The 24,683-nt window shown below is 62.3% G+C and carries 22 protein-coding genes and 1 tRNA gene; 7 read left to right on the forward strand and 16 right to left on the reverse strand.

The genetic code is table 11. From position 1 onward, the window contains the following. The first annotated feature begins 785 nt into the window (after positions 1 to 785). Together C8J30_RS14740 and C8J30_RS14745 are read left to right on the forward strand one after the other, a co-directional pair. Complete coding sequence (locus C8J30_RS14740; protein ID WP_110806605.1) at positions 786 to 1,205, forward strand: hypothetical protein; 420 nt, start codon at positions 786 to 788, stop codon at positions 1,203 to 1,205. Further along, a complete protein-coding gene (locus tag C8J30_RS14745; protein ID WP_110806606.1) occupies positions 1,189 to 1,584 on the forward strand; it encodes a hypothetical protein in 396 nt (131 codons plus the stop codon). The genes C8J30_RS14740 and C8J30_RS14745 overlap by 17 nt, the downstream gene beginning before the upstream one ends. 22 nt (positions 1,585 to 1,606) lie before the next feature. Here C8J30_RS14745 and C8J30_RS14750 read toward each other — a convergent pair whose 3' ends face one another. The 10 genes from C8J30_RS14750 to C8J30_RS14785 form a co-directional block, all read right to left on the reverse strand. Beyond that, a complete protein-coding gene (locus C8J30_RS14750; RefSeq protein WP_181420901.1) occupies positions 1,607 to 3,118 on the reverse strand; it encodes a DNA adenine methylase in 1,512 nt (503 codons plus the stop codon). Positions 3,119 to 3,690: 572 nt separating this feature from the next. Continuing rightward, positions 3,691 to 4,080, reverse strand: a complete 390-nt coding sequence (locus C8J30_RS18360; RefSeq protein ID WP_146227926.1) for a hypothetical protein — start codon at positions 4,078 to 4,080, stop codon at positions 3,691 to 3,693. A gap of 429 nt (positions 4,081 to 4,509) precedes the next feature. Continuing rightward, positions 4,510 to 5,268: a hypothetical protein gene (locus C8J30_RS18365; RefSeq protein ID WP_146227927.1), complete on the reverse strand. Its 759-nt coding sequence runs from the start codon at positions 5,266 to 5,268 to the stop codon at positions 4,510 to 4,512. Between the two features lie 173 nt (positions 5,269 to 5,441). Continuing rightward, positions 5,442 to 6,716, reverse strand: a complete 1,275-nt coding sequence (locus C8J30_RS14755) for a tyrosine-type recombinase/integrase (protein ID WP_110806608.1) — start codon at positions 6,714 to 6,716, stop codon at positions 5,442 to 5,444. Between the two features lie 109 nt (positions 6,717 to 6,825). After that, positions 6,826 to 6,915: transfer RNA gene (locus C8J30_RS14760), tRNA-Ser, on the reverse strand. 61 nt (positions 6,916 to 6,976) lie between these two features. Then, positions 6,977 to 9,457 carry a DUF3772 domain-containing protein gene (locus C8J30_RS14765; RefSeq protein WP_110806609.1) on the reverse strand — a complete coding sequence of 827 codons (2,481 nt, stop codon included), beginning with the start codon at positions 9,455 to 9,457 and terminating at the stop codon, positions 6,977 to 6,979. Further along, positions 9,454 to 10,482, reverse strand: coding sequence for a cysteine synthase A (locus tag C8J30_RS14770; protein ID WP_110806610.1), 1,029 nt, complete (start codon positions 10,480 to 10,482; stop codon positions 9,454 to 9,456). The genes C8J30_RS14765 and C8J30_RS14770 overlap by 4 nt, the downstream gene beginning before the upstream one ends. 64 nt (positions 10,483 to 10,546) lie before the next feature. Then, complete coding sequence (locus tag C8J30_RS14775; protein ID WP_110806611.1) at positions 10,547 to 11,689, reverse strand: NUDIX domain-containing protein; 1,143 nt, start codon at positions 11,687 to 11,689, stop codon at positions 10,547 to 10,549. A 27-nt stretch (positions 11,690 to 11,716) separates the two neighbouring features. Next, a complete protein-coding gene (locus C8J30_RS14780) occupies positions 11,717 to 12,193 on the reverse strand; it encodes a TrgA family protein (RefSeq protein WP_110806612.1) in 477 nt (158 codons plus the stop codon). A gap of 114 nt (positions 12,194 to 12,307) precedes the next feature. After that, on the reverse strand, positions 12,308 to 13,729 hold the full coding sequence (locus C8J30_RS14785; protein WP_110806613.1) for a cryptochrome/photolyase family protein: 1,422 nt from the start codon (positions 13,727 to 13,729) through the stop codon (positions 12,308 to 12,310). A 135-nt stretch (positions 13,730 to 13,864) separates the two neighbouring features. On the opposite strand from C8J30_RS14785, the gene C8J30_RS14790 reads away from it, so the two are divergent. From C8J30_RS14790 to neuC, 5 genes are all read left to right on the forward strand, one after another. Then, positions 13,865 to 14,926, forward strand: a complete 1,062-nt coding sequence (locus C8J30_RS14790; RefSeq protein ID WP_110806614.1) for an extracellular solute-binding protein — start codon at positions 13,865 to 13,867, stop codon at positions 14,924 to 14,926. Between the two features lie 116 nt (positions 14,927 to 15,042). Beyond that, positions 15,043 to 16,071: an N-acetylneuraminate synthase family protein gene (locus C8J30_RS14795; RefSeq protein WP_110806615.1), complete on the forward strand. Its 1,029-nt coding sequence runs from the start codon at positions 15,043 to 15,045 to the stop codon at positions 16,069 to 16,071. Continuing rightward, on the forward strand, positions 16,068 to 17,279 hold the full coding sequence (locus C8J30_RS19395; protein ID WP_394341941.1) for a capsular polysaccharide export protein, LipB/KpsS family: 1,212 nt from the start codon (positions 16,068 to 16,070) through the stop codon (positions 17,277 to 17,279). Before C8J30_RS14795 ends, C8J30_RS19395 begins: the two co-directional genes overlap by 4 nt. 76 nt (positions 17,280 to 17,355) lie before the next feature. After that, positions 17,356 to 18,414: a rhamnan synthesis F family protein gene (locus C8J30_RS14805; protein WP_110806675.1), complete on the forward strand. Its 1,059-nt coding sequence runs from the start codon at positions 17,356 to 17,358 to the stop codon at positions 18,412 to 18,414. Between the two features lie 134 nt (positions 18,415 to 18,548). Further along, complete coding sequence (gene neuC / locus C8J30_RS14810) at positions 18,549 to 19,670, forward strand: UDP-N-acetylglucosamine 2-epimerase (protein WP_110806617.1); 1,122 nt, start codon at positions 18,549 to 18,551, stop codon at positions 19,668 to 19,670. Positions 19,671 to 19,672: 2 nt separating this feature from the next. Here neuC and C8J30_RS14815 read toward each other — a convergent pair whose 3' ends face one another. From C8J30_RS14815 to atpD, 6 genes are all read right to left on the reverse strand, one after another. Beyond that, positions 19,673 to 20,620 carry a Gfo/Idh/MocA family protein gene (locus tag C8J30_RS14815; protein WP_110806618.1) on the reverse strand — a complete coding sequence of 316 codons (948 nt, stop codon included), beginning with the start codon at positions 20,618 to 20,620 and terminating at the stop codon, positions 19,673 to 19,675. Further along, positions 20,614 to 21,405 carry an SDR family NAD(P)-dependent oxidoreductase gene (locus C8J30_RS14820; RefSeq protein ID WP_110806619.1) on the reverse strand — a complete coding sequence of 264 codons (792 nt, stop codon included), beginning with the start codon at positions 21,403 to 21,405 and terminating at the stop codon, positions 20,614 to 20,616. The genes C8J30_RS14815 and C8J30_RS14820 overlap by 7 nt, the downstream gene beginning before the upstream one ends. Position 21,406: 1 nt before the next feature. Beyond that, entirely contained in the window at positions 21,407 to 22,111 is a 705-nt protein-coding gene (locus tag C8J30_RS14825) for an acylneuraminate cytidylyltransferase family protein (protein ID WP_110806620.1), read from the reverse strand. A 247-nt stretch (positions 22,112 to 22,358) separates the two neighbouring features. Further along, positions 22,359 to 22,709, reverse strand: a complete 351-nt coding sequence (locus C8J30_RS14830; RefSeq protein ID WP_110806621.1) for an H-type lectin domain-containing protein — start codon at positions 22,707 to 22,709, stop codon at positions 22,359 to 22,361. 126 nt (positions 22,710 to 22,835) lie between these two features. Then, positions 22,836 to 23,234 (reverse strand): F0F1 ATP synthase subunit epsilon, encoded by a 399-nt coding sequence (locus C8J30_RS14835; RefSeq protein WP_110806622.1) that lies wholly within the window; start codon positions 23,232 to 23,234, stop codon positions 22,836 to 22,838. Between the two features lie 9 nt (positions 23,235 to 23,243). Further along, the gene (atpD, locus tag C8J30_RS14840) at positions 23,244 to 24,662 is read right to left on the reverse strand and encodes a F0F1 ATP synthase subunit beta (RefSeq protein ID WP_110806623.1); all 1,419 of its coding nucleotides are present in this window, start codon (positions 24,660 to 24,662) and stop codon (positions 23,244 to 23,246) included. Positions 24,663 to 24,683: the final 21 nt, after the last annotated feature.

A 24,683-nucleotide genomic window follows, 5' to 3' on the forward strand; every position in this document is an offset into this window, starting at 1 on the left:
AATGGGCGATCAGCTTCGCGCAACTGAACGGCTGCGCAGATCGCCCATTGCTCCGTCGGCGCAACCGCGCCAAATTCAGCAAAGGACTCTGGTTTTAGCCGGATGAACATCGGGGGTCACAGCAAAAGCCAAGTTGATTCCGCCTAGTTCCACCGCTTGTCTATAGAAGAATAAGGTGGAAGTTGGTGGATCAAAGGGCAAATGGCAAAAAGGAACACCGACGAGCAACATCCGTGCTCGGCGTTAGCCGAGTGCGGTGGGGCGACGGCGGTACGGATCGCAATTGCGCGAACAGCGCTGTTGCGGGACGTCGTCATCAATGTAAGTAATTTTTATTTTCTCAACGATAAACTGAGGGATAATAACGAATGGCTCGTGGATACAACTATTCGGCTCTAGCCGTTCGCAATCAAACTGACTGACCCCTGTTGCACGCACGCCTCGCACTGCTCGTCGTTCGTGCAGCAGGGGTAGTGCTGACGAATGTCGACGTCGCTCCGCGTCTCACGCCTACGGCGTTTCGATGCTCGCTCGGCGCCAATCGTCAGCAGGTGCTACGCACCCAACTCGTTTCACGACAGATCCATTACACTCGTTATCTCACTCGTCTATCCAGTTATGCGGTCATCGTGAGAAACCCTCTCCTCGATCGTCGCCCAAAATCCTTGATACCACCAGATATGCGACGGAATTTCGCAGGATGGCCGGAATCTATGCAGATAAATACATGAGGCGGATAGATTCAGATCGCAATCCGTCGTTTGCCTATAACGAGGAGAACTGACTTGATTTACCATCGCTACGCTTTCGATTCGGATCCGTTTGATGACCTTGCTGAGCACCTAGAGCAGGTGCCAATATTAGCAGACGCCGTTCTCGGGATCGGTGCTCCCGGTTGTGTCGCCCGTTTTCAAAACCACTCAGATCAAAACTTGTTTTATTTGGCATGCGACGAAAACTGGCTGCCGCACATAGAGCGGCATGGGCTCGATCTGGTCTTGCCCGTTGATTTGCCGTTCGGGCTGGCGACCATAAACTCAGTTATCGAGCAATGCTCGTTGCACTCCCGTGTCAATTTGCTGGAACTGTATGACATTGGTTTTTACAGCGAGAGCGATCACGAGGATTTTCTGATGACCGTCAATGGGCATGCGGAGACTGTTAGATGCTATCCATTGGAGATCTGTGATGCCGTTGCAGAATAATTCCGTTGCCCACATCTATATCGTGCTCGGGGATATTATGCAGGCGATTATGCCAGCGCTTGCGGGTTTGCCCTTGGCTGATGTGCAAATTGCGGAGACCGGTTGCGCCGTCGGTTTCGAGAACGATTCAGATCTGGCGCTGCTCAGACTGGCAATGCCCCCGGGTATTGCAGATTTCGATGACGGGGATGAAACCATCGTGATTTTGGCGGATCCACCATACGCCCGCAGCCTAGTTGATCCTGTGCTCCACCAATGTTCCCTGCAAGATCGAGTTCAGATCGCCGAGTTTGCGAGAATTTACCTGCCAACCGCACAGCACCATGATCGGTTGATGCAGATGATGCGGGGCGCGGGTGTTGACGCATATTTCTCCTGATCTGGTCGAAATCGAAGCGCGCTCACATTTCGATTTCAAAACTTGGTTGGTAGTTGGTCAGCAGATACTCCGTGCATCTCGACCCGCTGCCCGAGGATGTCGCGCAGGTATAGGTGGTTTCTATCGCTCTGGCGTGCCACTCAGGAAATCTGGATCTGATTTGCTCCGACCGATTATACGAGATCAGGATAGGGGATGGCTGCTCCCTCGCGGCGTTCGCAAACGCATCGTGGTCAAATTGTCTGTGTCGATAATAGAGCCTCCATGGGATCTCGTATGGTGGATCCAGATAAAATAGCGGGTGCCTGCCCGAGACGGGCGATGTCAGCACCTCTCGATAATCCGAGTTTGAAATTTTCCAATGCTGGATCTGGCGAGAGTAGTGTTCGAGCTGCTGAATTTTCTCCTCCCTCCAATGCACCGAGTTGCTGGTCGGCGCATAACTGCCGTGTTCGCCGAGACCTGAAAACGAAAGTCGATTTACGGCGTAAAACCACGCGGCAGTATCGACAATGTCGCCTGCACCCTTTGAAAGCGCTTTCTTGCACTCGTCGAAATGATGCCGCGCATCGGCGTCAGTTTTGCAACTGAGGCGCGCGCGCATGAGTTCATTGATCAGCGCGTCGGGATGATCACGCAGTGCCAGCCAGAACGCCCAAACCGCTGGATTGGCGTCATTGACCCAGATCGACGCCTGCGGATGACTCTCGGAGACCGCCAATGCTACGGATCCACCGCCCAGAAACGGCTCGCGATACTCGTCGATTTCCCTTGGAAAATAGTTCAGGATTTTGTTGAGAACCTTGGATTTCCCACCGACATAACGCAGCGGGCTCGCCCCAATGCGCAACGATTTTTGAGTGGCGTTTCCGCAGGCGTGCCAGAGCGTTGATGGCGACGGCGGTGTCGCATCTCCCCACAGTCTGGCGCGGATCACCCGGATGATCGCATCGCCCTCGGGATCCTCTCCCTCGTGATCGTCCAACCAATGGTGGATCCGATCATCGTCGGGATCCGGGAGAGAAGCGGGTTTGGCTGAGGGGTCGCTCAGCACATAGCGGTCGAGCTCGCAGGCGGCAATTGTCCCGTCGCGGAGCAGATCGACGATCGCGCGATCACCCTGCCGCTGGTTGCTGACAACTGCCAGCAGATCCTCGCGGGATTGGGCGGGAGAGTCGAGGCGGAATTGGGCGAGGATGTCGGCGCGCGCTGCTGCGAGGGCATTGTCCCGGATCGCACGCGATGCCTCGCGGCTCTGCGTTGTCGCCGCCCGTTCCTCGGGGGATGGGCTGGGGCGCACCTGACGAGCCAGATTGTTCAGGGCATCCCTCAGTGGGTCAGCAAACAACGTGTCAAAGTCCGCACTGCTACCGTATTTGAATTTTCGCGATGCAGCGTCGGCGACGACGCGCACCAGTGGGACAGTGGTCAGGCTCGCGACGGCGTTCAGCAGCGCGCGCACGAGATCGGCGTCGAGCGCATTCCCTGCTCTGTGCGCGTCGAGCGCCTGCTGAACGTCGTCCACGATAGACACGATGCGCCCCTCCGGTGGGCAATGATTGGCTGTCCTGCGCAACGGGGCTGCGCAGGGGATTGGTGGGGCTCGACAATGGCCGAGCCCGATTTGGGCGTGTGATCAGGGCGTGACTGTCCGGTCCGCCGATCGGAGGTTGGTGCAGAGCCGCATTGATTATGGGGGGTGTCCGACGCTGCCCCCGCTGCTAGGGGCTGAGTATTTCAGCGGGTTTTGCCAAGTGGTTTTTGGGATTCAGCCAATTTGTGTTGCGCTAGCCTGTGAGCCGCAAAAAAGAGGTCACATTGCTCGGAGCGGCGCATTTATGCCGTGAAACGATGGCTCTCGCCTTCCCGAGCGCATCAGTCCGCGCCTTTCTGGCGTCGAATTCGGCATGCAGGCGCACAAAAATCGGCAGATATGATGGGTCTTTATCGGACAAAATCGCCGCCGTCAGAAGCATACTTTCGAGGTCTCTGTCAGATATGTTCACCATGATCTTACGCTCGGATGCATTCCAACTAAAGTTGCGATTGAGGAAACGCCTATTGCGCCTACGTTACGCCATATTTCCCATCTCGAGTTTTTGCATGCTACGCATCCGAAATTTCATCCCCGAACTCTTGATCAACCTCGTCAGCGCTCAAGCATTCCTGTGCCCAAGCGAACGCATACTGCTTTTCAATCGGAGTAATAGCAGAACCTCCTGACCATGAGTTTCCACCAGCAGAACGAGCATATTTGCTCATCGCTCCTCCCTCTCCTGCAATAAAATATTCCCCCTTGGAAGTCCGATAAAGATCTTCCTCAAACCAGCCAAAGTCACCCGGATGACCATGAGCGTATGTGCCAATATAATTTGCGGAATCGGTGTCATACCGTTTGCCATTGATGATTCGCTTCATCACTGAATCCTGTGCTGCTAGAGTGGTCAACATTTGCGGCCAATAGGTCGCAAAAAACTCATAGTCCGAATTCAGCATGAGCGACAATCGTGGCGTTGACACGATCTCGACGTCAGTTTTGACACGATCTCTGACATGATTTCAGTCTGAAATGATGAAAACAGCAAAAGCCAATCATATTCAAATTACTTGATGATCACCAAAATATTTCGAGAAGATGCGCAATGAGTGCACTTTTTCGAAAAGCCCGGAATGCGCAATGGAGTGATATCTTCACCACGTGAATTCACCTTGCGCCTAAGTCCATGCAACTGAATTTATATGAATGGTCAGCCGCCAAATCGAAAAATATTGCCGTTGCTGCATTGTTCCGAGTTTTTCAAAAAATTGATTTTTCCGCCGACTTGTTGAAGGCAAAAATCTTTACCCCAGCCTGCGAATTGCGATGAATATCTATGTGAGCGGCGTTGACGGTCGGACAATGAATGATTTTGCAAAATATAACAGTCAAGGCTTCCTTCCGGGCTTTGCAACCAACGGATCCTTGGCGGCTGCAGCGATCCGTAGTGAGCGATAAAAAATATCCGAAACCTTCACGCAATATATTTCCTGCAACCGAACCTTGATCTGCGCCTTTGATAAGCCCGCATGGGTTAGCGTAATGATATGCTGAATCATTTTATCGTTATGCTCATTTGTTGTACGATTTTGCAGTGGCTTCAAAGGTTTTGGCGGCGACGGATACAAGCAATCTTCTAAGCCATCTGGAATTTCCACCCTAAAATGTATCTTACATCCGTCCAAGCCATGGGCATCGGCATCAGATGCGAACTCTTGCAACCCAAGACTTCGGATTTGCGTTTTGTTTGTTTTTGTGTCTATGCAACCGCCTTCTATGTTGACGAATGGAAGAGGGAATACGTCAAACATAATATCATATTGCTTCTTCGCATCCTCTGGGAAGTCCCCGCAATATAGACTAACCTCGCCCCTCTCGTTGGGCAGTGCATGTGAGATGAAAAGTTGATGCAGAGGAGCGTATTTCACTCCGTTCCGATCCAGTAGAAATACCCTTTCACTATGCTCAGATAGCAACTTGTGAATCGCCCATCGCTCGTACGCAACATCATTTCTGTCGTTGGTTGGCTCTCCACTGAAAATCGCGATCGGGTCTTCGCTTGACTGTTCACCTTCCTCCGTGAGTTTCGGCGGATACCTCCGTTTGAAGATCTCCGAAATGGTGCTCTGTAACTCGCTCCAATCCATGATGCCCCCTGTACCGTGCAATTTTGCGCAGACACCGAGCCGAAGAATCGTCCCCAAAAGCGCTGGCGCAAACGCAGTTACACATCAACGGTTGACATCGTGTGCCCGGCGCGCGTTTAGAGGCGAAAATAAAGTGAAAATCTGAGCGAACGGCTCTATTCATCGCAGGTGGATTACATCGCGATCTTCACGACGGCGTCCCGCAAGGTTTCGAGCGGCGTCACGCCGTATCGTTCGCGCTTGATCGCATGCCCCATCAGATCTGCCTTCACGCGCTCTTCTATGCCAGCCGCGATCATCCGCGTCTCGAACGAGTGGCGAAGGCTGTAGGCCGTGTGCTCGTCGCTCTCCATCAGTCCATTTTCACGCAGGAACTTGTTGGTGGTGGCAGAGAGCGTCGGATTATCGCGGTAGCGAGCGAAACCGTTCGGGAACTGTCTGATGGCTTCCAGCGAGACACCAAGCAGGGGAATGTCCCGTATGGCATTCCGCGTCTTGCCTTTGTGGATGTGGATGTGCGGGATCTTGGCGTCGAGCCTGATGTGCTCGCTCAGAAGATCTGCGATCTCAGACGGGCGGCAACCCGTGTTGATGCAGGTCAGGAAGATGGCGCGAGCCTCCGGGTTGAGACCGTCCAATGCCCCCGGCGCGAGCAGGGTCTTGGTGATCCACTCACGGCTGAAAGGCGGGCGCTCCTTGCGCAAGGTTGTGTCAGCAATGCTGAGCCTGCCGAATGCCAAAGGTAGCCCGAGTTGCTTAGCATCGTTCACGGTGCGCAGGACATCCATGAGATGCCCGATGTCCTTCTTCGCACTGTTGGCGGTCAGATCCTCATCCCGGATGCGATCAATCCACCAGCGGCGAAATGTCTGCATGTCGTCGGTATTGATCTCGCCGAGATCCCGATCGCCGACGAGGGCGATGAAATTCTTCACTGCCTTGATGCGTGGATTGCGCCAGCGACGGATGTCATCCTCCGTTTTGCCGATGACCCGATCAGCGGCGATGCCCCAGAAGTCATCAAGCGCCTTGGAGAGGGTCAATTTCGGCTTGGCAACCGTGCCGAGCAGAGCGGCAGCAACCACGGCATCCGGTTCGCCACGAATTTGAGGGATCCGGCTGATACGCTCCGCAATCTTTTCGAGGGGCAGAGCGGCAACGTCCTCGACCGGCAGATACCTGTGTCCGTAGCGCTGAGCTATCTCCACCGCTGCGGCGTAGCGTTGGTCTGCCTCCTTTGAGTTGCCTGCCAGACGCGCCTCCCATGCCCGCAGCAGGTCGTCCCAAATGGCAATCGCCTTGCGTTGAGCTTCCGCCTGCGAGTCCGTGTGCAGCGACATCAAGATATCGGTGCGCGGTTCGATGTCTTTGTAGCGCCCCGGCACTCTGCGCCGCAGGTAATAACTCGCACCGCGCAGCACAACTTTCGGTGGCTTGGGGATCGGCATCCGGGGGCTCGTGTGTCGAAATGAGTATCAAAATGTGTGTCAGATTTGGCATGAGAAAGCAAGGAAAACTGGGTTTTCCTTCGTTTTCAGCGCTTTACCTGTGAGATGCTGGCGGACGGGATGGGATTCGAACCCACGAGACGGTTCCCCGCCTACACACTTTCCAGGCGTGCGCCTTCGACCACTCGGCCACCCGTCCGTCGGCGGGTTTAGCGGCAAATCTCCCCCCTCGCAAGGGGGGAGATCATCCCGAAACACGCTCAGCGATCATCGCCTTCCTCGGCGCCGTCATTGTCGGAAAGCGTCGCAATCCCCTCGCCCGTCTCCGGACGCGCGGGCGGGGCTGCGGCGATCGTCCCGTGGCCCACCACCATCTTCTCGGCGGGGGGCACGTAGTCCGGGCGCAGCATCTCGGGGTTGCGGATCCAGACGTCGCGTTGCGGGAAGGGAATCTCGATCCCCTCGCGGCCGAAGCGCTCGGCGATCTGGTGGTTCATCTCGGAATGCACCCGCAGCTTGAAGTTCACATCCGACAGGATCGCCCGGATCTCGAAGTTCAGGCTGTCCGCCCCGAAGCCGACGAAAACGGCGAAGGGCGGCGGCGTCATCATCACCAGCGGATGGGCCTGGGCAATCTCGGTCAGCATCGCCTCGATCCGGCGGGTGTCATTGCCGTAAGCCACGCCCACCGGCACGATCAGCCGCCCCGTCTTGTTGCCGCGCGTCCAGTTCGTCACCGCGCCCGAGATCAGATCGGCGTTCGGCACGATCACATCGGTGCGGTCGAAGGTCTCGATGATCGTCGCGCGCACCGAGATCGTCTTGACCACGCCCTGACGGCCGCCGACCTCGATCCAGTCGCCTTCGGAGATCGGGCGCTCGACCAGGAGGATGATGCCCGACACGAAGTTCTGCACGATCGTCTGCAGACCGAAGCCGATGCCCACCGACAGCGCCCCGGCCACGATGGCGAGCGACGACAGGTCGATCCCCGCGGTCGAGATCGCGATCAGCGCGGCGAGCAGGATGCCGACATAGCCCAGCCCCGAGACGATGGCGTTCTGACCGCCCTTGTCGATCGTCGTGCGCGGCAGGATCGAGGCCTTGAGCGCGCCCTGAAAGATCCGTGTCAGCGTGTAGCCGATGGTGAAGACGATAGTGAAGGTGATGAAGGACGAGGGCGAGATCCGCACGCCGCCGACCTCGATCCCGGCCCGGAACGAGGTCCAGAGCTCGACCAGATCATCGACCCGCGCGCCCCAGATCAGCGCCAGAACCGGCATCGAGGCGAGCGACAGCAGGAAGCCACCCAGCACCGGCAAAAGCGCGTCGCGACGGGACTCGGGGCCGGAGATGGTGACGTAAAGCTCGGCAAGGAAGCTTTGCAGCGTGATCACCAGCGCGAAAAGGCCAAGGGTCTGCACCGCGGGCCAGATCAGCGCATTGGCGGCGCTGACATAGCCGACGACGCCCAGCACCGGCCCGGCCAGCGCGATCAGCAACAGCGCATTGCCAAGCCAGCGCAGGAGGCCAAGGCGGAAGGCGCCATCCGCTTCCTCAGCCTGTTTCGCGCCATGGCCTTGACGGCGCAGCAGCTGCCCCATGCGGAAAAGTGCCAGCGCGGCAAAGACCTGCAACGGCACCTGCAGCACGGAAAGGGCCGCATCGGCCTTGTCGGCCACCGCCGCGGCGCGGTCGGAGCCGAGTTCACCCGCCCCGCCCAGAAAATCCTCGGCGCGGGGGGCGACCCACATTTCGATCAGCCGATAGGCCATGAAGGCAAGGCCGAGCATCAGCGCATAGACCCGCCCCTCGGCGCCGGGGGTGATCACCCCCTCGCCTGCCTGCGGCGGAAAGACCCGGGTGCCGAGCCAGCGCGCCGCAAGCACGACAAACAGCATCCCCGGCGCCAGAAGGTAAAGCGAGGACAGGATCGGCCCGAAGAGCGCGGTCTTTTCCAGCGCCGTCGTCGCCATCACCGCGCCCGCCGTGGGCAACAGCACCTGACCGAAGCTGACGATGCCGGAAATCAGATTGCGCCCGCGCATCGCGGTTTTCGTCAAAAGCCAGCGCGTCAGCCGCGCCATCCAGGCGCCACCGCGCGCAATCAGCAACAGCGCGCCGAGGATCAGACCGATGATCAGGGGCGCATTGTCGCGTGTGGTCTCGTAATTCACCGGCTGGGTGAAGCGCCAGCGGGTCTCGTCATAGATCCACTCGCCCATCCAGCGCAGAAGCGAGGCCCCCGCGGGCCAGTTCACCGGATTGGCCACCGAGGGCGAAAGCCGCAACAGCTTGTCCGCCTGACGTTCGCGGATCAGCTTGTCGATGGCACGGATGATCGCATCCGAGCGGCTTGCGGCCTCGGTCGCCGAAATCCCCGGCGCCTGCAATTTGGACAGTTTCGCGTTCAGATCCTCGCGCCGATTGGCAATCAGCGGATCTTCGGGCGTGCCCTCGGCCGGGGCTGGCCCCAGCGCCGCGATCTGGCTTTTCAGCGTCTCGATCTGGCTGGCATTGGTGCCCTGCGCATCGGTAAAGGTGGTGCGCCATTTCACCATCTCGGCCCGCATGTCCGAAAGCCGCGCGTCGGAAATCTCGCCTTTGGCGACGGCTTCCTCGACCTGCGACGACGCCTTTGTGAAGGACTTGTAATTCGGTTCGGGGGTGTCTTGCGCCGCGACCGGCAGCGCAAGGACAAGCGTCACAAGCAGGACGCGCAGCATGAGGCGGGCGATCATCCTTCGAACACCTCCGGCACGGCCTGGCCGCGGCCATCCAGCCAGACCGGAACCGGCAGGCCCTTGGCGTGCAGGAATTCCGGGTTGAACAGTTTCGACATGTAGCGGGTGCCGTAATCGCACAGGATGGTGACGATGGTATGGCCCGGCCCCATCGCGCGGGCCATGCGGATCGCCCCCGCGACGTTGACACCCGAGGAGCCGCCGACACAGATGCCTTCTTCCGACAGCAGATCGAAGACGACCGGCAGCGCCTCGGCATCGGAGATCGCGAAACTCATGTCGGGGGTGAAGCCTTCAAGGTTCGCGGTGATCCGGCCCTGCCCGATGCCCTCGGTGATCGAGGAGCCTTCGGCCTTCAGCACGCCCGTGGTGTAGAAGCTGTGCAGCGACGCGCCATCGGGATCGGCGAGCGCGATCTTCACGCCCTTGGGCTGCAGCGCCAGACCGACGCCCGCCAGCGTGCCGCCCGAGCCCACGGCGCAGACAAAGCCATCGACCTTGCCGCCGGTCTGCTCCCAGATTTCCGGGCCGGTGGTTTCCAGATGCGCCTGCCGGTTGGCGATATTGTCGAACTGGTTCGCCCAGACGACGCCATTCGGCTCGGTCTCGGCCAGCGCCTCGGCCAGGCGGCCCGAGTAGCGGACATAGTTGTTCGGATTGGAATAGGGCGCCGCGGGCACCTGCACGAGTTCCGCGCCGGCCAGCCGCAGCATGTCCTTCTTTTCCTGACTTTGGGTTTCCGGGATCACGATGACGGTGCGAAAGCCCATCGCCGCGCCGACCAGCGCCAGACCGATCCCGGTATTGCCCGCCGTGCCCTCGACGATGGTGCCGCCGGGTTTCAGCGCGCCACGCGCGATCGCGTCGCGGATGATGTAAAGCGCCGCCCGGTCCTTGACCGACTGGCCGGGGTTCATGAACTCGGCCTTGGCGAGGATCTCGCAGCCGGTCATTTCGGACGCCTTCTTGAGGCGGATGAGCGGCGTGTTGCCGATGGCGGCAGCCAGGTCCTTGCAGATCATGTCTCTCCCTCGTGCCGGGGCGTTGGGCCCGGTCGGGCAAGACTAAAGGGCAAGCGGGGGCGCCTCAAGTCCCGAGGGCGCTTTTGCGCAACTCCTCGCGCAGACGTGCCAACCAGAGAGCAATCACGATGAGCGGCCCGTTCTCGATTTCACCGCTGTCGATCAACTCCATCATCTGCGCGAAAGGAATGCGGTGGCTGCGGATATCCTCGCCCTCGGCCTCAAGCCCGCCAAGCCCCGCGCCGGTCTCGGGCAGGTCGCACAGACCGATGTAGCAATAGAGATATTCGCTTTTCGCCCCGGGCGAGGGGTAATGCGCAGGCGCCGCGATCAGGCGGCCCAAGGTCACGCCCGCCTCCTCCTCGGCCTCGCGCCGCGCGGCCTCTTCGGGGGTTTCGCCCGCATCGACACGGCCTGCCACGGTTTCCAGCGACCACGGGTTCGCATCGCCGCGCGCAAACGGACCGGGGCGGAATTGCTCGACGAGCAGCACGGTGTCGCGGACGGGATCGTAAGGCAACACCACCGTCGCATCGCCCGAGATGAAGGCGGCCCGGTCGAGCACCGCGCTCATGCCGCCGCTGAAACGGCGATGACGCAGGCGGTAATCCTCGACCGCGAAGAATTTCGCGTAAGGCGTGGTCAGGCTTTCGACCTGCACATCGGCCGCGACAGTGTTTCGGCGCAGCGTGGCCGGGCGCGGCCGGGCCGCGCGCAGCCGCGAGGCGGCCCGGACCCGGATCATCGGATAGCGCGCGATCGCGGCCTCGGACGAGACCTGCCCGCGCAGCGCCATCACCTCGGCCACGGCGAGCGTCGCGAGGTCACCCTTTTCCGCCGCCCACTCCGCGAGCGCCCAAAGCCGCCCCGGCGTCCAGCGCCGATCCTCGGGCAGATAGGCCAGCGCCGTGAGCGCCGTTCCATTGGCATCAACGACGCTGACAAGATCCTTGCGATAGCCGATCTCGTACCAGTCGAGCACCTCTTCTTCGGCCGCAGTCACCTCGGCCAGAAAGCCCTCGACGCCTTCGGGGCCGGGAACCAGCAGCGGATAGCCAAGTTCGGCGCCCGCAGGATCGCAGGCATGGCGGACCTCATAGCCGGTCGCGCGGGCAGGATGCAGGTCGGGAGAGCGGCCCAGAACGGCCGCAAGCAGCGGCGGATGGCCCAGAGTTCCGTAAAAGAAATAGAGTTTGCTCAATGACATCACGCCCCGCTGCGGTTGGGGCGCGGCCTATTGCCAGCGTTTCCACGCCCATTCGGCGAGCATAGCGGAAAGGACGGCCCCGCAAAAGAGCGTGGCCAGCACGTCCAGCTGGATCGCCTCGCTGCCCAGCCGCATGCCCTGTGCCAAAATGTCGAGCAGCGCCTCGCTCGGGCTGCCATAGCGCCCACGCATCATCTCGCGCATCATCTGCAACGCGCCAAGGAACAGCATCGTCCAGAGCAGCAGATAGATCGCCGCATGCAAGCCGCGCTCAACCGCTTTCGTCAGGCCCTTGCCCGGATGCATGCCGATCACCCGCCAGCCGAGCAGCAACCCGAAAGAAGCCGCCATCAAGGCCAACCCATGGATCTCGGCCCCGGGATGAAGCTTCTCGGGGATCAATTCCGCGGTGAAGAACCCTGTGGCCGCAAGACCCACAGCCCCGAACAGCTTTGCTGTCGTGGGCAGGGCCATCTGCGTGTCGCGCAGCACGACTTTCTGCATTTCCGAACTCCGACCGAAACTCGTTGAACCAGGCAATCATGATTTAACGTTATCGTCGAGGAATGTGGCGCGAATCGGGATGCAATCATGGCGAGAACGGAAACGGTCCTGCTGTTAACCCTCCTTCGTTGACCGGGCGGCATAGGCGGCCAGCGCCCGGTCCCGTCCGGCGGCCAGATCGATCAGCGGCGCGGGCAGCGCCGGGCCGGGAACCAGCTTCCACGACTTCGGCACGGCGGCAAAGAAATCGAGCGCGGTCTGCGGCGCATGGCGGTTGCCCTCGGCCAGCCAGCGGCGGCGATAGGCACCCTCGGGGTCGAATTTCTCGGCCTGCGACGCCGGGTTGAAGATGCGGAAATAGGGCGCGGCATCCGGGCCGCAACCCGCCACCCATTGCCAGCCCATCGCATTCGCGGCCGGATCATGGTCGATCAGGCAGTCCTCGAACCAGCGCAGCCCGACGCGCCAATCGGTGAGCAGATGCTTGGTCAAATAAGACGCCACGATCATCCGCGCCCGGTTGTGCATCCGCCCGGTCACGTAAAGCTCGCGCATCGCCGCATCGACGACGGGCTCGCCGGTCTGACCACGCCGCCAGCGCTCGGCCGCATCGCTGTCGCCCGCCCAGGGGAAGTCATCCCATTCCGACCGCCAATTCGCCCGGGCAAGGGTCGGATAGTGATACATCAGGTGCCAGGCGAAATCGCGCCAGACGAGTTCCTTCAGGAAGGTCTCGGCCCCGGCCCGCCCCTCCTGCATCGCGCGCCATCCGGCATGCCAGATCATGCGCGGCGAAATCTCGCCCCAGGCGAGGTTTTCCGACAGCTCCGAGGTGGCGTGATCGGCGAGAAAATCCCGCCGCGCCTGATAGGTCTCGATCCCGTCGCGCAGAAAGCGGTCGAGCCGGGCTTGCGCCTGCGCCTCGCCGACACGGGCATATTTCGCAACGATCGCTCCGCCCCGTCGCATCGGAAGGCCCAGACCCAGCGCCGCAAGGCTGTCGCCGCGCAGGATCGGCCCCGGCCTGAGCGCCGTGACCGCGGGCAAGGGCGCGGCCACCGGCAGACCCCGCACCGCTTTCCAGTAGGGCGTGTAGACGCGATAGGGACCGCCCTGCCCCGTCTTCACCTCCCAGGGCGCAAAAAGCACCTGCCCGTCAAACGAGCGCGCCTCCAGCCCTTCGGCTTTCAGCGCCGTCTTGATCTCGGTATCGCGCGCAATCGCCGCCGGATCGAGATCGCGGCTCCACCAGACCGCCCCCGCGCCACTTTCGGCGATGACCGCACGCAGCACGGCCAAAGCCGCGCCCCGGCGCAGCACCAGCGGCACGCCGCAGCGTTCCAGCGCCGGGCCAAAGGCCGCAAGCGCCTGTTCCAGACGCCATCTCGGCGCCGCGCCATAGGCCTCGGCCACAGCATCCAGAATGAACAGCGCCAGCACCGGCCGCCCGGAGGCAGCCGCTTCGGTCAGCATCGGATGGTCACTCAGCCGGAAATCGCGGCGCAGCCACAGAAGGATCGGTGTTTCATCGGTCATGTCCCCCAACTGGGGCAGCGCGGCTGGTTCGGCAAGGGGACGCCGGGCCGCAGCGGCGGCAAAATATTCACTTGTTCGCACGCTTTGCGCGGACTAGCGTTTCGCCAAATCCACATCCAACGGGGAACGCCACTCATGAAGAAAACATCGCTTCTGCTTGCCTCTGCCACGGCCGCGCTGCTGCTGTCGCTGCCTTCGGCCCCGGCCCGTGCGGGCGATTCCGGGCTTCTGGTCTTCGACTGGGCAGGCTTCGAGATCGAGGGCATCTATCAGGCGTTCAAGGACAAATACGGCGATGCCCCGACCTATTCCTTCTACGGCGATGACGACGAGGCCTATCAGAAGATCGCTTCGGGCTTCAAAGCCGACGTCGCCCACCCCTGTTCGCAGATGGTGTCGAAATACCGCGATGCCGGGCTGATCGAGCCCTGGGACCCGGCGAAGATCCCGGCCATCGCCGATATCGATCCGAAATACCTGAACTCGCCGATCTTCAAGGATGACAAGGGCGTCTGGTTCATCCCGACCGACTGGGGGGCCGCCGCCATCGCCTACAACCCCGACGAAGTCCCGGCCGAGGATGTCGCCTCGCTGCAAGTCTTCGTGAACCCGAAATATCAGGGCCGGATCTCGCTGCCGAATTCCTCGGATGACGTCTGGGCGCTGGCCTATCTGGCGACCGGCGTGACCGACTGGACCAAGGTCACCGACGCACAATTCGCCGCCGCCGCCGCCTGGCTGCGCGAGGCGCACAAGAACGTGCTGAGCTACTGGGCCGACCCGGCCGAGCAGGCGCAGACCATGGCCTCGGGCGAGGTGCTGATTTCGTGGTCTTGGAACGATGGCGTCACCAACCTGCGCAACGAAAACTACCCGGTCGCCTTCCAGCGCGAACCCAAGGAAGGCTCTTCGACCTTCTTCTGCGGCTATGTGAACCTGAAGGACGGCCCCGGCGACGAGCAGAAGGCCTATGACTTCATGAACTCGTGGCTGCGCCCCGAAGCCGCCCGCGCGCTTCTCGACAACATCGGTTACGGCCATTCGAGCCTGAAAGCGATGGCGACGATTCCGCTCGAAGAGCAGGTCAAGGCCGGCATCGGCCCGGTCAGCGCGCCGATCCTGCCGCAGGTGCCGAACGATCCGCAGCTGCGCGAAAAGCAGCTCGCCGAGTTCGAAAAGATCAAGGCCGGGTTCTGAGGTCCGGTTTCAGAAATGGGGGCGCCTTCGGGCGCCCCTCGCGTTTTCCCGGCCGCTTGACGGGTGCGGCCCGGGGTTCTATCGCCAAAGGGCGAAACCAGCGAAGGGGACAGGCCATGAAGATCGGAACGCGCGAGATCGGACCGGAGCATCCGCCGCTGGTGATTGCGGAAATCGGCATCAACCACGGCGGCTCGCTGGCCGTGGCGAAGGAAATGGTGCGTCTGGCCGCAGCCTCGGGCTGCGAATGCGTCAAGCATCAGACCCATATCCTTGAAGACGAGATGACCGACGAGGCGAAGCAGATCTTTCCGCCGAATGCCGATGTCTCGATCTGGGAGGTGATGGCGCGCTGTGCCCTGTCGCGCGAGGACGAGATCGAACTGAAGCGCTACACCGAGAGCCTCGGCATGATCTATCTCTCGACGCCGTTTTCGCGCGCGGCGGCGGAGTTTCTCGAAAGCATCGGCGTTCTGGCCTACAAGATCGGCTCGGGCGAGGCGGACAACCTGCCGCTCATTCGCCACATCGCGCGGCTGGGCAAGCCGGTGATCCTGTCGACGGGGATGCAGACCATCGAGAGCATCCGCGCGAGCGTCGCGATCCTGCAGGCCTCGGGCGTGGAATTTGCGTTGCTCGAATGCACGAACCTCTATCCCTCGCCGCCCGAAATCGTGTCGCTGCGCGGCGTCAAGGATCTGCAAGACGCCTTCCCGGGCGTGCCGGTGGGCTTTTCCGATCACTCGATCGGGCCGGAGATGGCGCTGGCCTCGGTCGCCTTGGGCGCCTGCATTCTGGAACGCCACTACACCGACACGCGCTATCGGATCGGGCCTGACATCATCAATTCGATGGACCCGTCGGAGCTGCGCCATCTGATCGACCGCTCGAAGGAAATCTGGATCGCCTCGCGCAATCCGAAGGAACGCACCCCGGCCGAGGAGCCGGTCTATCGCTTCGCGCGGGCTTCGGTCGTCGCCGACCGCGACCTGCCCGAAGGCCATGTCATCACCGAGGCCGACATCTGGGCCCGCCGCCCCGGCTCGGGCGAGATCGCGGGCTATGATTTCGACAAGGTGGTGGGCAAGCGCACCACCCGCGCCCTGCCCCGCAACACCCAGCTGAAATGGGAGGATCTGGCGTGATCGACCCGCAGCTGCGCTTCGTCTGTTTGGAAGAGCGGCGAGGCAAGCGCGCGGAGTTGAAATCGGTTTTTTCGGCTCTTGGCGACACGCTCTGGCTGATTGCTCCACCGCTGAGCAAGACGGACTACCCCGAATCCGAAGCGCGGGCGCAAGAGGCTTACGATCGTCGCAAGGATCCCGCCGCCAGTGGCTTCATGCGCATGTTGAAGCTCAGTCTGCTGAAATGGCAGTACAATGGCGCAAGGAGTTTGTTCGAACGGCGTCAGGATGGCATTGCCGTGGCCTGGAATGCGCAAGCCGGTCACCGCTACGCCTTCATGCAGGGCGCGCATGATGCCGGAGCGCAGTGTTTGTTCCTTGAACTTGGGCCGTTTCCGGGCACCATTACCGCCGATCCCTGCGGTGTGAATTTCGTCAATGGCCTCCCCCGAGAGATCGCCCCCTATCTGGTCTGGCGCGCACAAACGCCGCGCACGGGTCCGGGCTGGCGCAGTCTCGCCGATACGATCCGCCAGCGCGCCGCCTCGGGCGAAGCCAAGCCGAATGCTGCGGCCCTGCCACCGCTTGACGCCCCCTTCGTCTTTGCCCCGCTGCAAACCCCCGGCGACAGCCAGTTGCGTCTTTTCGGCGGGCGGCATCGTACTGTCGAGGATTTCGTGACCTCGCTCGTGCGGACCAGTGCGGCCTTGCCGGAGGGCTGGCACATGCGGATCAAGGAGCACCCGACCGCCGAGGTCTCGCTGGCCGAGTTCATCACCCGTGAGGCGCAGGGCAGCCGCGTCTTTCTGGACAATGAGACCGACACCTTTGCGCAGGTGCGCGCCGCGCGGGCGGTGGTAACAGTGAATTCCTCTGTCGGGCTGGAGGCGATGTGCTTTGACAAGCCCGTGATCGCCACGGGTCAGTGTTTCTGGGCGATCGCGGGCGTTGCCGATCACGCGATGGACGACGAGACGCTGTCCCGGCTGCTGGCTGATTGCGACGCGCTGACTTTCGATCCGGTCGCCCGCGATGCCTTCCTTGGCTTCCTGTTCGACGAATATTACCCGCGCCTGCGCGCGCCGCAGCCCCCCGGGATCGATCTGTCTGCCGAACTGGAAAAACTCAGGCTCAGACTGCGACCGCCGACCGGGCACCCGATCTGGAGCTGGCGCCGCCCCGAAGCGCCCGGCCCCGAAACGCAACGCGACGGACACGGAGTGCGCTGATATGGTCCCTGGTTGGAAGGTCAAGCGCGAGCTGTTGCGCCTGGGGGCGCAGATATCGGGCCTGCCGCGCCGGTTCATGGAAAAGTTCGCCCGCGTGCATTACGAGCGGACACGCTGGGACAAGATCACGGTGACCGAAGGGCCTGCGCTGCCCGGCGAGAAATACGCGATATTCCTGATCTACCAGCCGGGCCCGCTGCCGGGATCGATCCTGGAAACCTGCCGCTATCTCGTTGCGAACGGCTATCAGACCGTGCTGGTCTCGAATGGCACTCTGCGGGAGGAGGCGCGCTCTGAGTTGGGCGCGCTTTGTCGCTACGTTCTGGAACGGCCGAATTTCGGCTACGACTTCGGCGGCTATCGCGATGGCGTGCACTTCCTGCAGCAACAAGGGCTGTCGCCCGCTCATCTGGTCTTGCTCAATGACAGCATCTGGTTTCCGATGCAGGCGACATCCGACGTGCTGGCGCGAATTGAAGCCCTGCCGGCCGATATTACCGGATTGCTGCTGAACCTGCGACGCAATGGCAAGATGCGCAAGCTCCACGCCATGTTCCGCGCCGACAAGCGACCGTTCGAGTTTCTTGAATCCTATCTCATCCACCTGCGCCGCTCGACCTGGGAAAGCGCGCCGTTCCGGGATTACTGGGACACTTACAAGCAAAGCAGTTCCAAGGCCTTCACCGTCAAGCGCGGCGAACTGGGGTTTTCCAAGGCGATGCGGCGTGCGGGCTTTTCCTTCGGCGCCGTGTTGCGCCGGGACGATTTCATCGCCGCGATCCGGGAAAAGGGCGAACCCTTTCTCGACAAGACCCTGCGCTACGCCGCCTATTCGGACGAAGCCTTCCTCAAGGGCGCCATGGATCTGGCCAAGTCGCACGGCGATGAGACGCTTTGCGAACGCAAACGCGCGCATGTGATCAAAGTCGCCTTGCGGCGGCGCGTGAATGCGTCCTTCTGCTGGGCGACCGAAGAAATTTTTGGGACGCATTTCATCAAGAAGCACAATGGCGTCCTGTTTCAGAGATCCCGCGAAAAATACCTCGAAGCGGTGGATGCGGGCGATCTGCAGGTCGACGCCCCGGCGGCGCTGGACGAAATCCGTCAACGGGTACGGCGCGACCGCGGGCGTTAAGCAGGCGGATCGGCGCCCCATCCCCCGGGACGGGAGATGATCGCGCTGTTTGCACTGGCGCCGCAAACTCCGTAAGAACCTTGGACGACAGACATCGCCCAGTCCGGCTGGCCCGAAGCGCATCCCGAATCCCAATGACCCGTCATATCCTCTTCGTCACCGGCACCCGTGCCGATTTCGGCAAGATCGAGCCGCTCGCCATCGCCGCCCGCGATGGGGGGTTCAAGGTCTCGTTCCTTGTCACCGGCATGCACATGCTGGAACGCTATGGGCTGACCAAGATCGAGGTGCATCGGGTGGCGGGCGCCACCGTGCATGAATTCCTCAACCAGCGCGAGGGCGACCCGCAGGATCTGATCCTCGCGAAGTCGATCACCGGCTTTTCCGACATCTTCGCCGAGTTGCGCCCCGATCTGGTGGTCTTCCACGGCGATCGGATCGAGGCTCTGGCCTGCGCGCTCGTCTGTGCGACGAATTACATCCGCTCGGCCCATATCGAGGGCGGCGAGGTCTCGGGCACGATCGACGAGGTGTTCCGGCATTGCAACACCAAGCTGGCCGCCTGCCATTTCGTGTCTTCGGAAGCGGCGGCGAAGCGGGTGATGACCTTGGGCGAACCGGCTGACAAGATCCATGTGATCGGCTCGCCCGAGCTTGATTTTCACGCCCGGCCGTCGGGCGTCACCCTGACCGACGTGCTGCGCCGCTATGACATCCCGTTCGACGATTACGGCGTGACGACCTTTCACCCGGTCACCTCGGAAGCGGCGACGATGGGGCGGCAAGCGGCGGATCTGTTCGGGACACTCGACGCCTCGGGACGGAATTTCGTCGTCATCGCACCGAACAACGATCCGGGATCGCGCGATATCTTTGCGGTGCTGGAAAAGCTGCCGCGGGAGCGGTTCCGGCTGATCCCCTCGATGCGGTTTGCGCATTTTTCCGAGCTGATGAAGAACGCCGCCTGTCTGGTGGGCAATTCGAGCGCGGGGGTGCGCGAGGCGCCGTTTCTGGGCATCCCCTCGCTCGATATCGGGACGCGGCAGACAAACCGGGCCGAGGCGCCGTCGCTGTTTTCCGCCCATGCGGCGGAGCGGGGGAAGATCGACACTTTCCTGAGCCGCGAATGGGGCAAGCGCTACCCGCCCCATACCGCCTTTGGCGAGGGCCGCGCTGCCGAGCGCTTCATCGAGGTGCTGGCCGACGAAGGCTTCTGGCAGGGCGGGTTGCAGAAGACCTTCGCCGATCACGGCTGAGCTCAGCCCATCTCCATCTCGACCTGCCCGGTGAAGCGGCGAGCCGACCAGGCTGTGGCGACCATCTCGTTCACCGGCCGCATCGTGGTGAAACGCGGCGCGCGCGGAGAGAGATCCGCCCCCGGCCCTTCGGCGATGAGCCGCAGGAAGTCGCGCATGGCGCCGAGGAACATGTCGTTGCGCTCGAAGACGTAGGATTGGCTGGTGCGCCGTCCGGGCGTCAGGAACGTGATCTCGGGCGTCAGGAAATCGACCTCGATCAGGCGCTTCAGCCCCACCAGACGGGCGCGGCGGATGAAGACCGGCGAGAGGTAATCCATCGAGACGGTGCCGACCGGCCCGCCCTCAGCCGCAAGCATCAAGGTCGTGGCGAAATCGACGCCGGGGAACGACGGATGGCCCAGGCTTTCCGCGCCGCAGAGCGCAAGGTCGGGGAAGAGCGTCATCGCCAGATCGACCTCGTGCGAGAGGTCAAGGAGCACCCCGCCCCCCTCGGGCCGCGCGGCGTAGCTGTCGCCAAAGCGCCAGTTCGCCCGCCATTGCCGCACGTCATGGCCGATCTCGAAGGAGAAGCGGTAGATGTCGGAGAGATCTTCCGCCGCCAGCGCCTGCAGCGCCGGATTGTAGCGCATCATGAAGCCAATGAGGCTGCGATCGGCGACCGGAGCCGCGGCGGCATAGATCGCCGCCACCTGTTCGGGCGTGTAGGCGAGCGGCTTTTCGACGTAGAAAGGCAGGCCCATCCGCGCGCAAGTCTCGATCAACTCCAGCCGGATCTGCGTTTCGGTGGCGATCACCACCCCGTCCAGATCTGTCCGCGCCGCGAAAGCCGCCGCATCGAAGCTGCGCCAAGGCAGATGCGAGACGGTGCAGCCCAGTGTCGTCAGGTTGGCCGCATGCCGACGCCCGATCGAGCCTGCGCCGATGACGGCGATCCGGGCGCTTACCACGCCGAGAACCCGCCATCGACATTGACCAGCTGCCCGGTCATGTAACCCGCGCCTGCCGAGCACAGGAACAGCATCGCATCGGCGATCTCATCCGGTTTCGCCATGCGGTTGAGCATGATCAACTCGCCCACGCGGCGCTGGAATTCCTCGGAATGGTTGTTGAAGACCGCGCCGGGGGCGATGGTGTTGACGGTGGCGCCGCGCGGTGCCCAGTAGCCCGCGAGCCAGACGGTCAGGCCGTGGATGCCCGCCTTGGTCACGCCGTAAGCCGAGAAATTCTTGAACGGCATGCCGTCATAGATCGGGTGATGCGCGCCGTTCAGCGCATACATCGAGGCGACGTTGATCAGCGTCGCGGGCCAGCGGCCGACGATGTCGCGGTCCATCTGCCGGGCCACCATGAAGGCGCCGGTGAGGTTGGTGCGCAGGGTGCGCTCGAAATCGGCGACCGAGGTATCGGCGAAATCCGGGAAGGGCTTGCCCGCGCCCATCAGCATCTCGCCGGTGATCGCGGCATTGTTCAGAACCACATTGGGCTCCCAGCCATCGGCCAGAACGCGCTGGAAGATCTCGGTCACCTGCGCTTCATCACCCACGTCCAGATCGTAGAAGCGAAAGGCCTCGTTGCCCGCATGCGCCGCTTGCAGCGCCTCGGCCCGATGGCCGGGCAGATCGGTCGCCACGACGCGGGCGCCCTGATCGAGCATCCGGCGCACATAGGTCGAGCCCAGCACACCGCCCGAGCCGGTGATGAAAATGGTGCGGCCCGAAAGTTGGTTCGTCATCTCAGTTTCCTTCCGCGATGCGGTCGTTCATCAGCATTTCGACCAGCCGGAAATCAAACGGCGTGTCGATGTCAAGGCAGCGCTCGGGCGGCATCTCGAAGGGGATCACCCGGCCTTCGTAGATCGTCTTCGCCCGGCGCAGATAGTCCGAGGACAGCACATAGGTCGAGGCCGCATGTTCCCAGACCTTGGGCGCGGATTGCCGCGACCAGACCCCGCCCGGCAGCGGCTTCGAGACATGCAGCGCCCCGGTTTCATCCGCCTCGACGAGGTTGAAATAGGGGTTCTTGCGCGCCTCGCAGACGCTCATCACCATGTCGGGCTTTTCGCGGGCGAAAAGATCGAGCGCGCCGTCAAGGTCTTCGGGCAGGCGCAGCGGCGAGGTGCAATCGAGATCGACGAAGGTGGTCACGGGCTTGCCCAAAGCCGCCTGCCCGGCCTCGAGCGCATGTTGCCAGACGCCCCATTTCGGCGCCGCGTCAGTCGCCAGATGTTCAGGCCGCAGCCCGATCGGCAGCGCGCCTTTCGCCACCGCATGCTCGTAAATGCGTTCGTCATCGGTCGAGACGACAACGGCATCGATGCGCGGATTGGCGAAGAGTTGATCGAGCGACCAGTCGATCAGCGGCTTGCCCGCGATCAGCCGGAAGTCCTTGCCGGGCACGCCTTTCGAGCCCTTGCGTGCGCCGATATGGCCCAGGATCATGCGAAGTCCCCTTGCCGGTCACCGGCGATCAGGTTGCTGTGAGGAAGGTCTCGGCCCGGCGCGGCGGCGCTTCGGGCAGGAACGGGCTTTTCCATGCGCTGCCAGATGTCGGCAAGGTGGTGCACGGGTCAGCCTCGCGGATGGAGAAGGTGGCCGCACCATCGGGGAGAGGGGGGCGAAAGTCAAGCTGACGCGAGGCGCGACGGCCCCGCCCCCGCATGACGGGACTTTGAAGGGCGTCCCGGGCTCAGCCCACGTCCCAATCGTCTTCATGGGCGCAGCCGCCGATCGCCAGCCAGTCGGCGCGGACGCGGGCAACGCGGGTGTCGCCCCAGGTGCGGAAGACGATGACGAAACCCTCGGGCGTGATCATGTCCGAGGTGATGTCCATGCGCGGATTGTGCTTCTGATCAATGTCCCACATCGACAGCGAGACCTGCACCGCCGGGCTCTCGCGGAAGGGCTCGTCGAAGATGACGGCGCGGCGCAATTCGCGCGGGCCCTCGCCCGTCCACATCACGCCACCGTCCTGATAATCCGAAAACAGCACCAGCGAGCCTTGCGCCACGCCGATCCGGGTCGAGGAATACTTCTTCATCTGCCTTTACCGTTCACTCCGGTCGTCCACTCAACTTACGCTAATCCGCGGCGCGGAAAGAAAAAAGCGAAAAGCAAAGGCCCCGGCGCGAAGACCGGGGCCCAAACTCGCCTAAGAGGTGATCCCTCAGAGGTTGATGTGCGTGCCAAGCGCTTCCATGTCGGCGAGCATCTTGGCGGCGGCATCGGCCACCGTCGGATGCGCCGCATCGGCGACTTTCTTGGCCTCGGCCAGCATCTCGGCATGAACCGCGGCGGTCAGTTCCGCCTTGGTCAGACCGCGCTCGGCCAGAACGGTCACCTTGTCGCCCGAAACCTCGGCGAAGCCGCCGGTCACGGCGTAGTCGGCCGTGCCTTCGGCGCTGACCACGGTCAGGATGCCCGGCCGCAGCGAAAGGATGACGGGCGCATGGCCCGGCATCGCCGTCAGGTCGCCTTCCACGCCGGGAAGACGGACCTCGCGGGCCTGAACGGAAGCGAGCTTCCGTTCGGGCGAGACGAGGTCGAACTGCATCGTATCGGCCATGATGCCCCCTTACGCCGCAGCGGCGAGGCGCTGGGCTTTCGCGATCACTTCGTCGATGCCGCCAACCATGTAGAAGGCCGCTTCCGGCAGGTGGTCGTATTCGCCCGCAACCACCGCCTTGAACGACTTGATGGTGTCTTCGAGCGGAACCTGCACACCGTCCGAGCCGGTGAACACTTTCGCCACGTCGAAGGGCTGCGACAGGAAGCGCTGGATCTTCCGGGCGCGGGTCACCGTCAGTTTGTCTTCTTCCGACAGTTCGTCCATGCCGAGGATGGCGATGATGTCCTGCAGCGACTTGTAGCGTTGCAGCATGCCCTGCACGTCACGCGCCACCTGATAGTGCTCTTCGCCGACGACTTGCGGGTCGAGGATCCGCGAGGTCGAGTCGAGCGGGTCCACGGCCGGGTAGATGCCGAGTTCCGAGATCGCACGCGACAGAACGGTCGTGGCGTCGAGGTGGGCGAACGAGGTGGCCGGAGCCGGGTCGGTAAGGTCGTCGGCCGGCACGTAGATGGCCTGCACCGAGGTGATCGAACCGGCTTTGGTCGAGGTGATGCGTTCTTGCAGCGCGCCCATGTCGGTGGCGAGCGTCGGCTGGTAGCCCACGGCCGACGGGATACGGCCAAGGAGCGCCGACACTTCCGAACCCGCTTGGGTGAAACGGAAGATGTTGTCGACGAAGAACAGCACGTCGGTACCCGACTGGTCGCGGAACTGTTCCGCAAGCGTCAGACCGGTCAGCGCCACGCGGGCACGGGCCCCCGGGGGTTCGTTCATCTGGCCATAGACCAGCGCCACTTTCGACTCTTCGAGCTTGTCGAGGTTGATAACGCCCGACTCGATCATCTCGTGGTACAGGTCGTTCCCTTCACGGGTCCGTTCGCCAACGCCCGCGAACACCGAGAAGCCCGAGTGCACTTTCGCGATGTTGTTGATCAGTTCCATGATCAGAACGGTCTTGCCCACGCCGGCGCCGCCGAAGAGACCGATCTTGCCGCCCTTGGAGTAGGGGGCGAGCAGGTCGATCACCTTGATGCCGGTGACGAGGATTTGGCTCTCGGTCGACTGAGCGGCGAAGTCCGGGGCCGGCTGGTGGATCGCACGGGCTTCGGTTTTCGCGACGTCGCCGCGCTCGTCCACCGGCTCGCCGATGACGTTCAGGATGCGGCCGAGGGTGGCGTTGCCCACCGGAACGGTGATCGGGCCGCCGGTGTCGGACACGGCAGCGCCGCGCACGAGGCCTTCGGTCGCGTCCATGGCGATGGTACGGACGGTGTTTTCACCAAGGTGCTGCGCCACTTCGAGAACGAGGCGCTTGCCGTTGTTGGTGGTTTCAAGGGCGTTCAGAATCGCCGGGAGACCGTCTTCGAACTGCACGTCGACGACGGCGCCGATGACCTGGGTCACTTTGCCTTTGCTTGCCATTGTTTCCTATCTCCGGTTCCG

The organism is Rhodobacter viridis (genome assembly GCF_003217355.1).
Lineage (GTDB): Bacteria > Pseudomonadota > Alphaproteobacteria > Rhodobacterales > Rhodobacteraceae > Rhodobacter > Rhodobacter viridis.

Coding starts and splice junctions, on each gene's coding strand:
- C8J30_RS14765 (WP_110806609.1), bottom strand. CDS start 9,457: ATGATCGCCCGCCTCATGCTGCGCGTCCTGCTTGTGACGCTTGTCCTT.
- C8J30_RS14825 (WP_110806620.1), bottom strand. CDS start 22,111: ATGATCCTGGGCCATATCGGCGCACGCAAGGGCTCGAAAGGCGTGCCC.
- C8J30_RS14775 (WP_110806611.1), bottom strand. CDS start 11,689: ATGTCATTGAGCAAACTCTATTTCTTTTACGGAACTCTGGGCCATCCG.
- C8J30_RS14795 (WP_110806615.1), top strand. CDS start 15,043: ATGAAGATCGGAACGCGCGAGATCGGACCGGAGCATCCGCCGCTGGTG.
- C8J30_RS14780 (WP_110806612.1), bottom strand. CDS start 12,193: ATGCAGAAAGTCGTGCTGCGCGACACGCAGATGGCCCTGCCCACGACA.
- C8J30_RS14830 (WP_110806621.1), bottom strand. CDS start 22,709: ATGAAGAAGTATTCCTCGACCCGGATCGGCGTGGCGCAAGGCTCGCTG.
- C8J30_RS14790 (WP_110806614.1), top strand. CDS start 13,865: ATGAAGAAAACATCGCTTCTGCTTGCCTCTGCCACGGCCGCGCTGCTG.
- C8J30_RS18360 (WP_146227926.1), bottom strand. CDS start 4,080: ATGCTGAATTCGGACTATGAGTTTTTTGCGACCTATTGGCCGCAAATG.
- atpD (WP_110806623.1), bottom strand. CDS start 24,662: ATGGCAAGCAAAGGCAAAGTGACCCAGGTCATCGGCGCCGTCGTCGAC.
- C8J30_RS14770 (WP_110806610.1), bottom strand. CDS start 10,482: ATGATCTGCAAGGACCTGGCTGCCGCCATCGGCAACACGCCGCTCATC.
- C8J30_RS18365 (WP_146227927.1), bottom strand. CDS start 5,268: ATGGATTGGAGCGAGTTACAGAGCACCATTTCGGAGATCTTCAAACGG.
- C8J30_RS14835 (WP_110806622.1), bottom strand. CDS start 23,234: ATGGCCGATACGATGCAGTTCGACCTCGTCTCGCCCGAACGGAAGCTC.
- C8J30_RS14785 (WP_110806613.1), bottom strand. CDS start 13,729: ATGACCGATGAAACACCGATCCTTCTGTGGCTGCGCCGCGATTTCCGG.
- C8J30_RS14820 (WP_110806619.1), bottom strand. CDS start 21,405: ATGACGAACCAACTTTCGGGCCGCACCATTTTCATCACCGGCTCGGGC.
- neuC (WP_110806617.1), top strand. CDS start 18,549: ATGACCCGTCATATCCTCTTCGTCACCGGCACCCGTGCCGATTTCGGC.
- C8J30_RS14755 (WP_110806608.1), bottom strand. CDS start 6,716: ATGCCGATCCCCAAGCCACCGAAAGTTGTGCTGCGCGGTGCGAGTTAT.
- C8J30_RS14745 (WP_110806606.1), top strand. CDS start 1,189: ATGCCGTTGCAGAATAATTCCGTTGCCCACATCTATATCGTGCTCGGG.
- C8J30_RS14805 (WP_110806675.1), top strand. CDS start 17,356: ATGGAAAAGTTCGCCCGCGTGCATTACGAGCGGACACGCTGGGACAAG.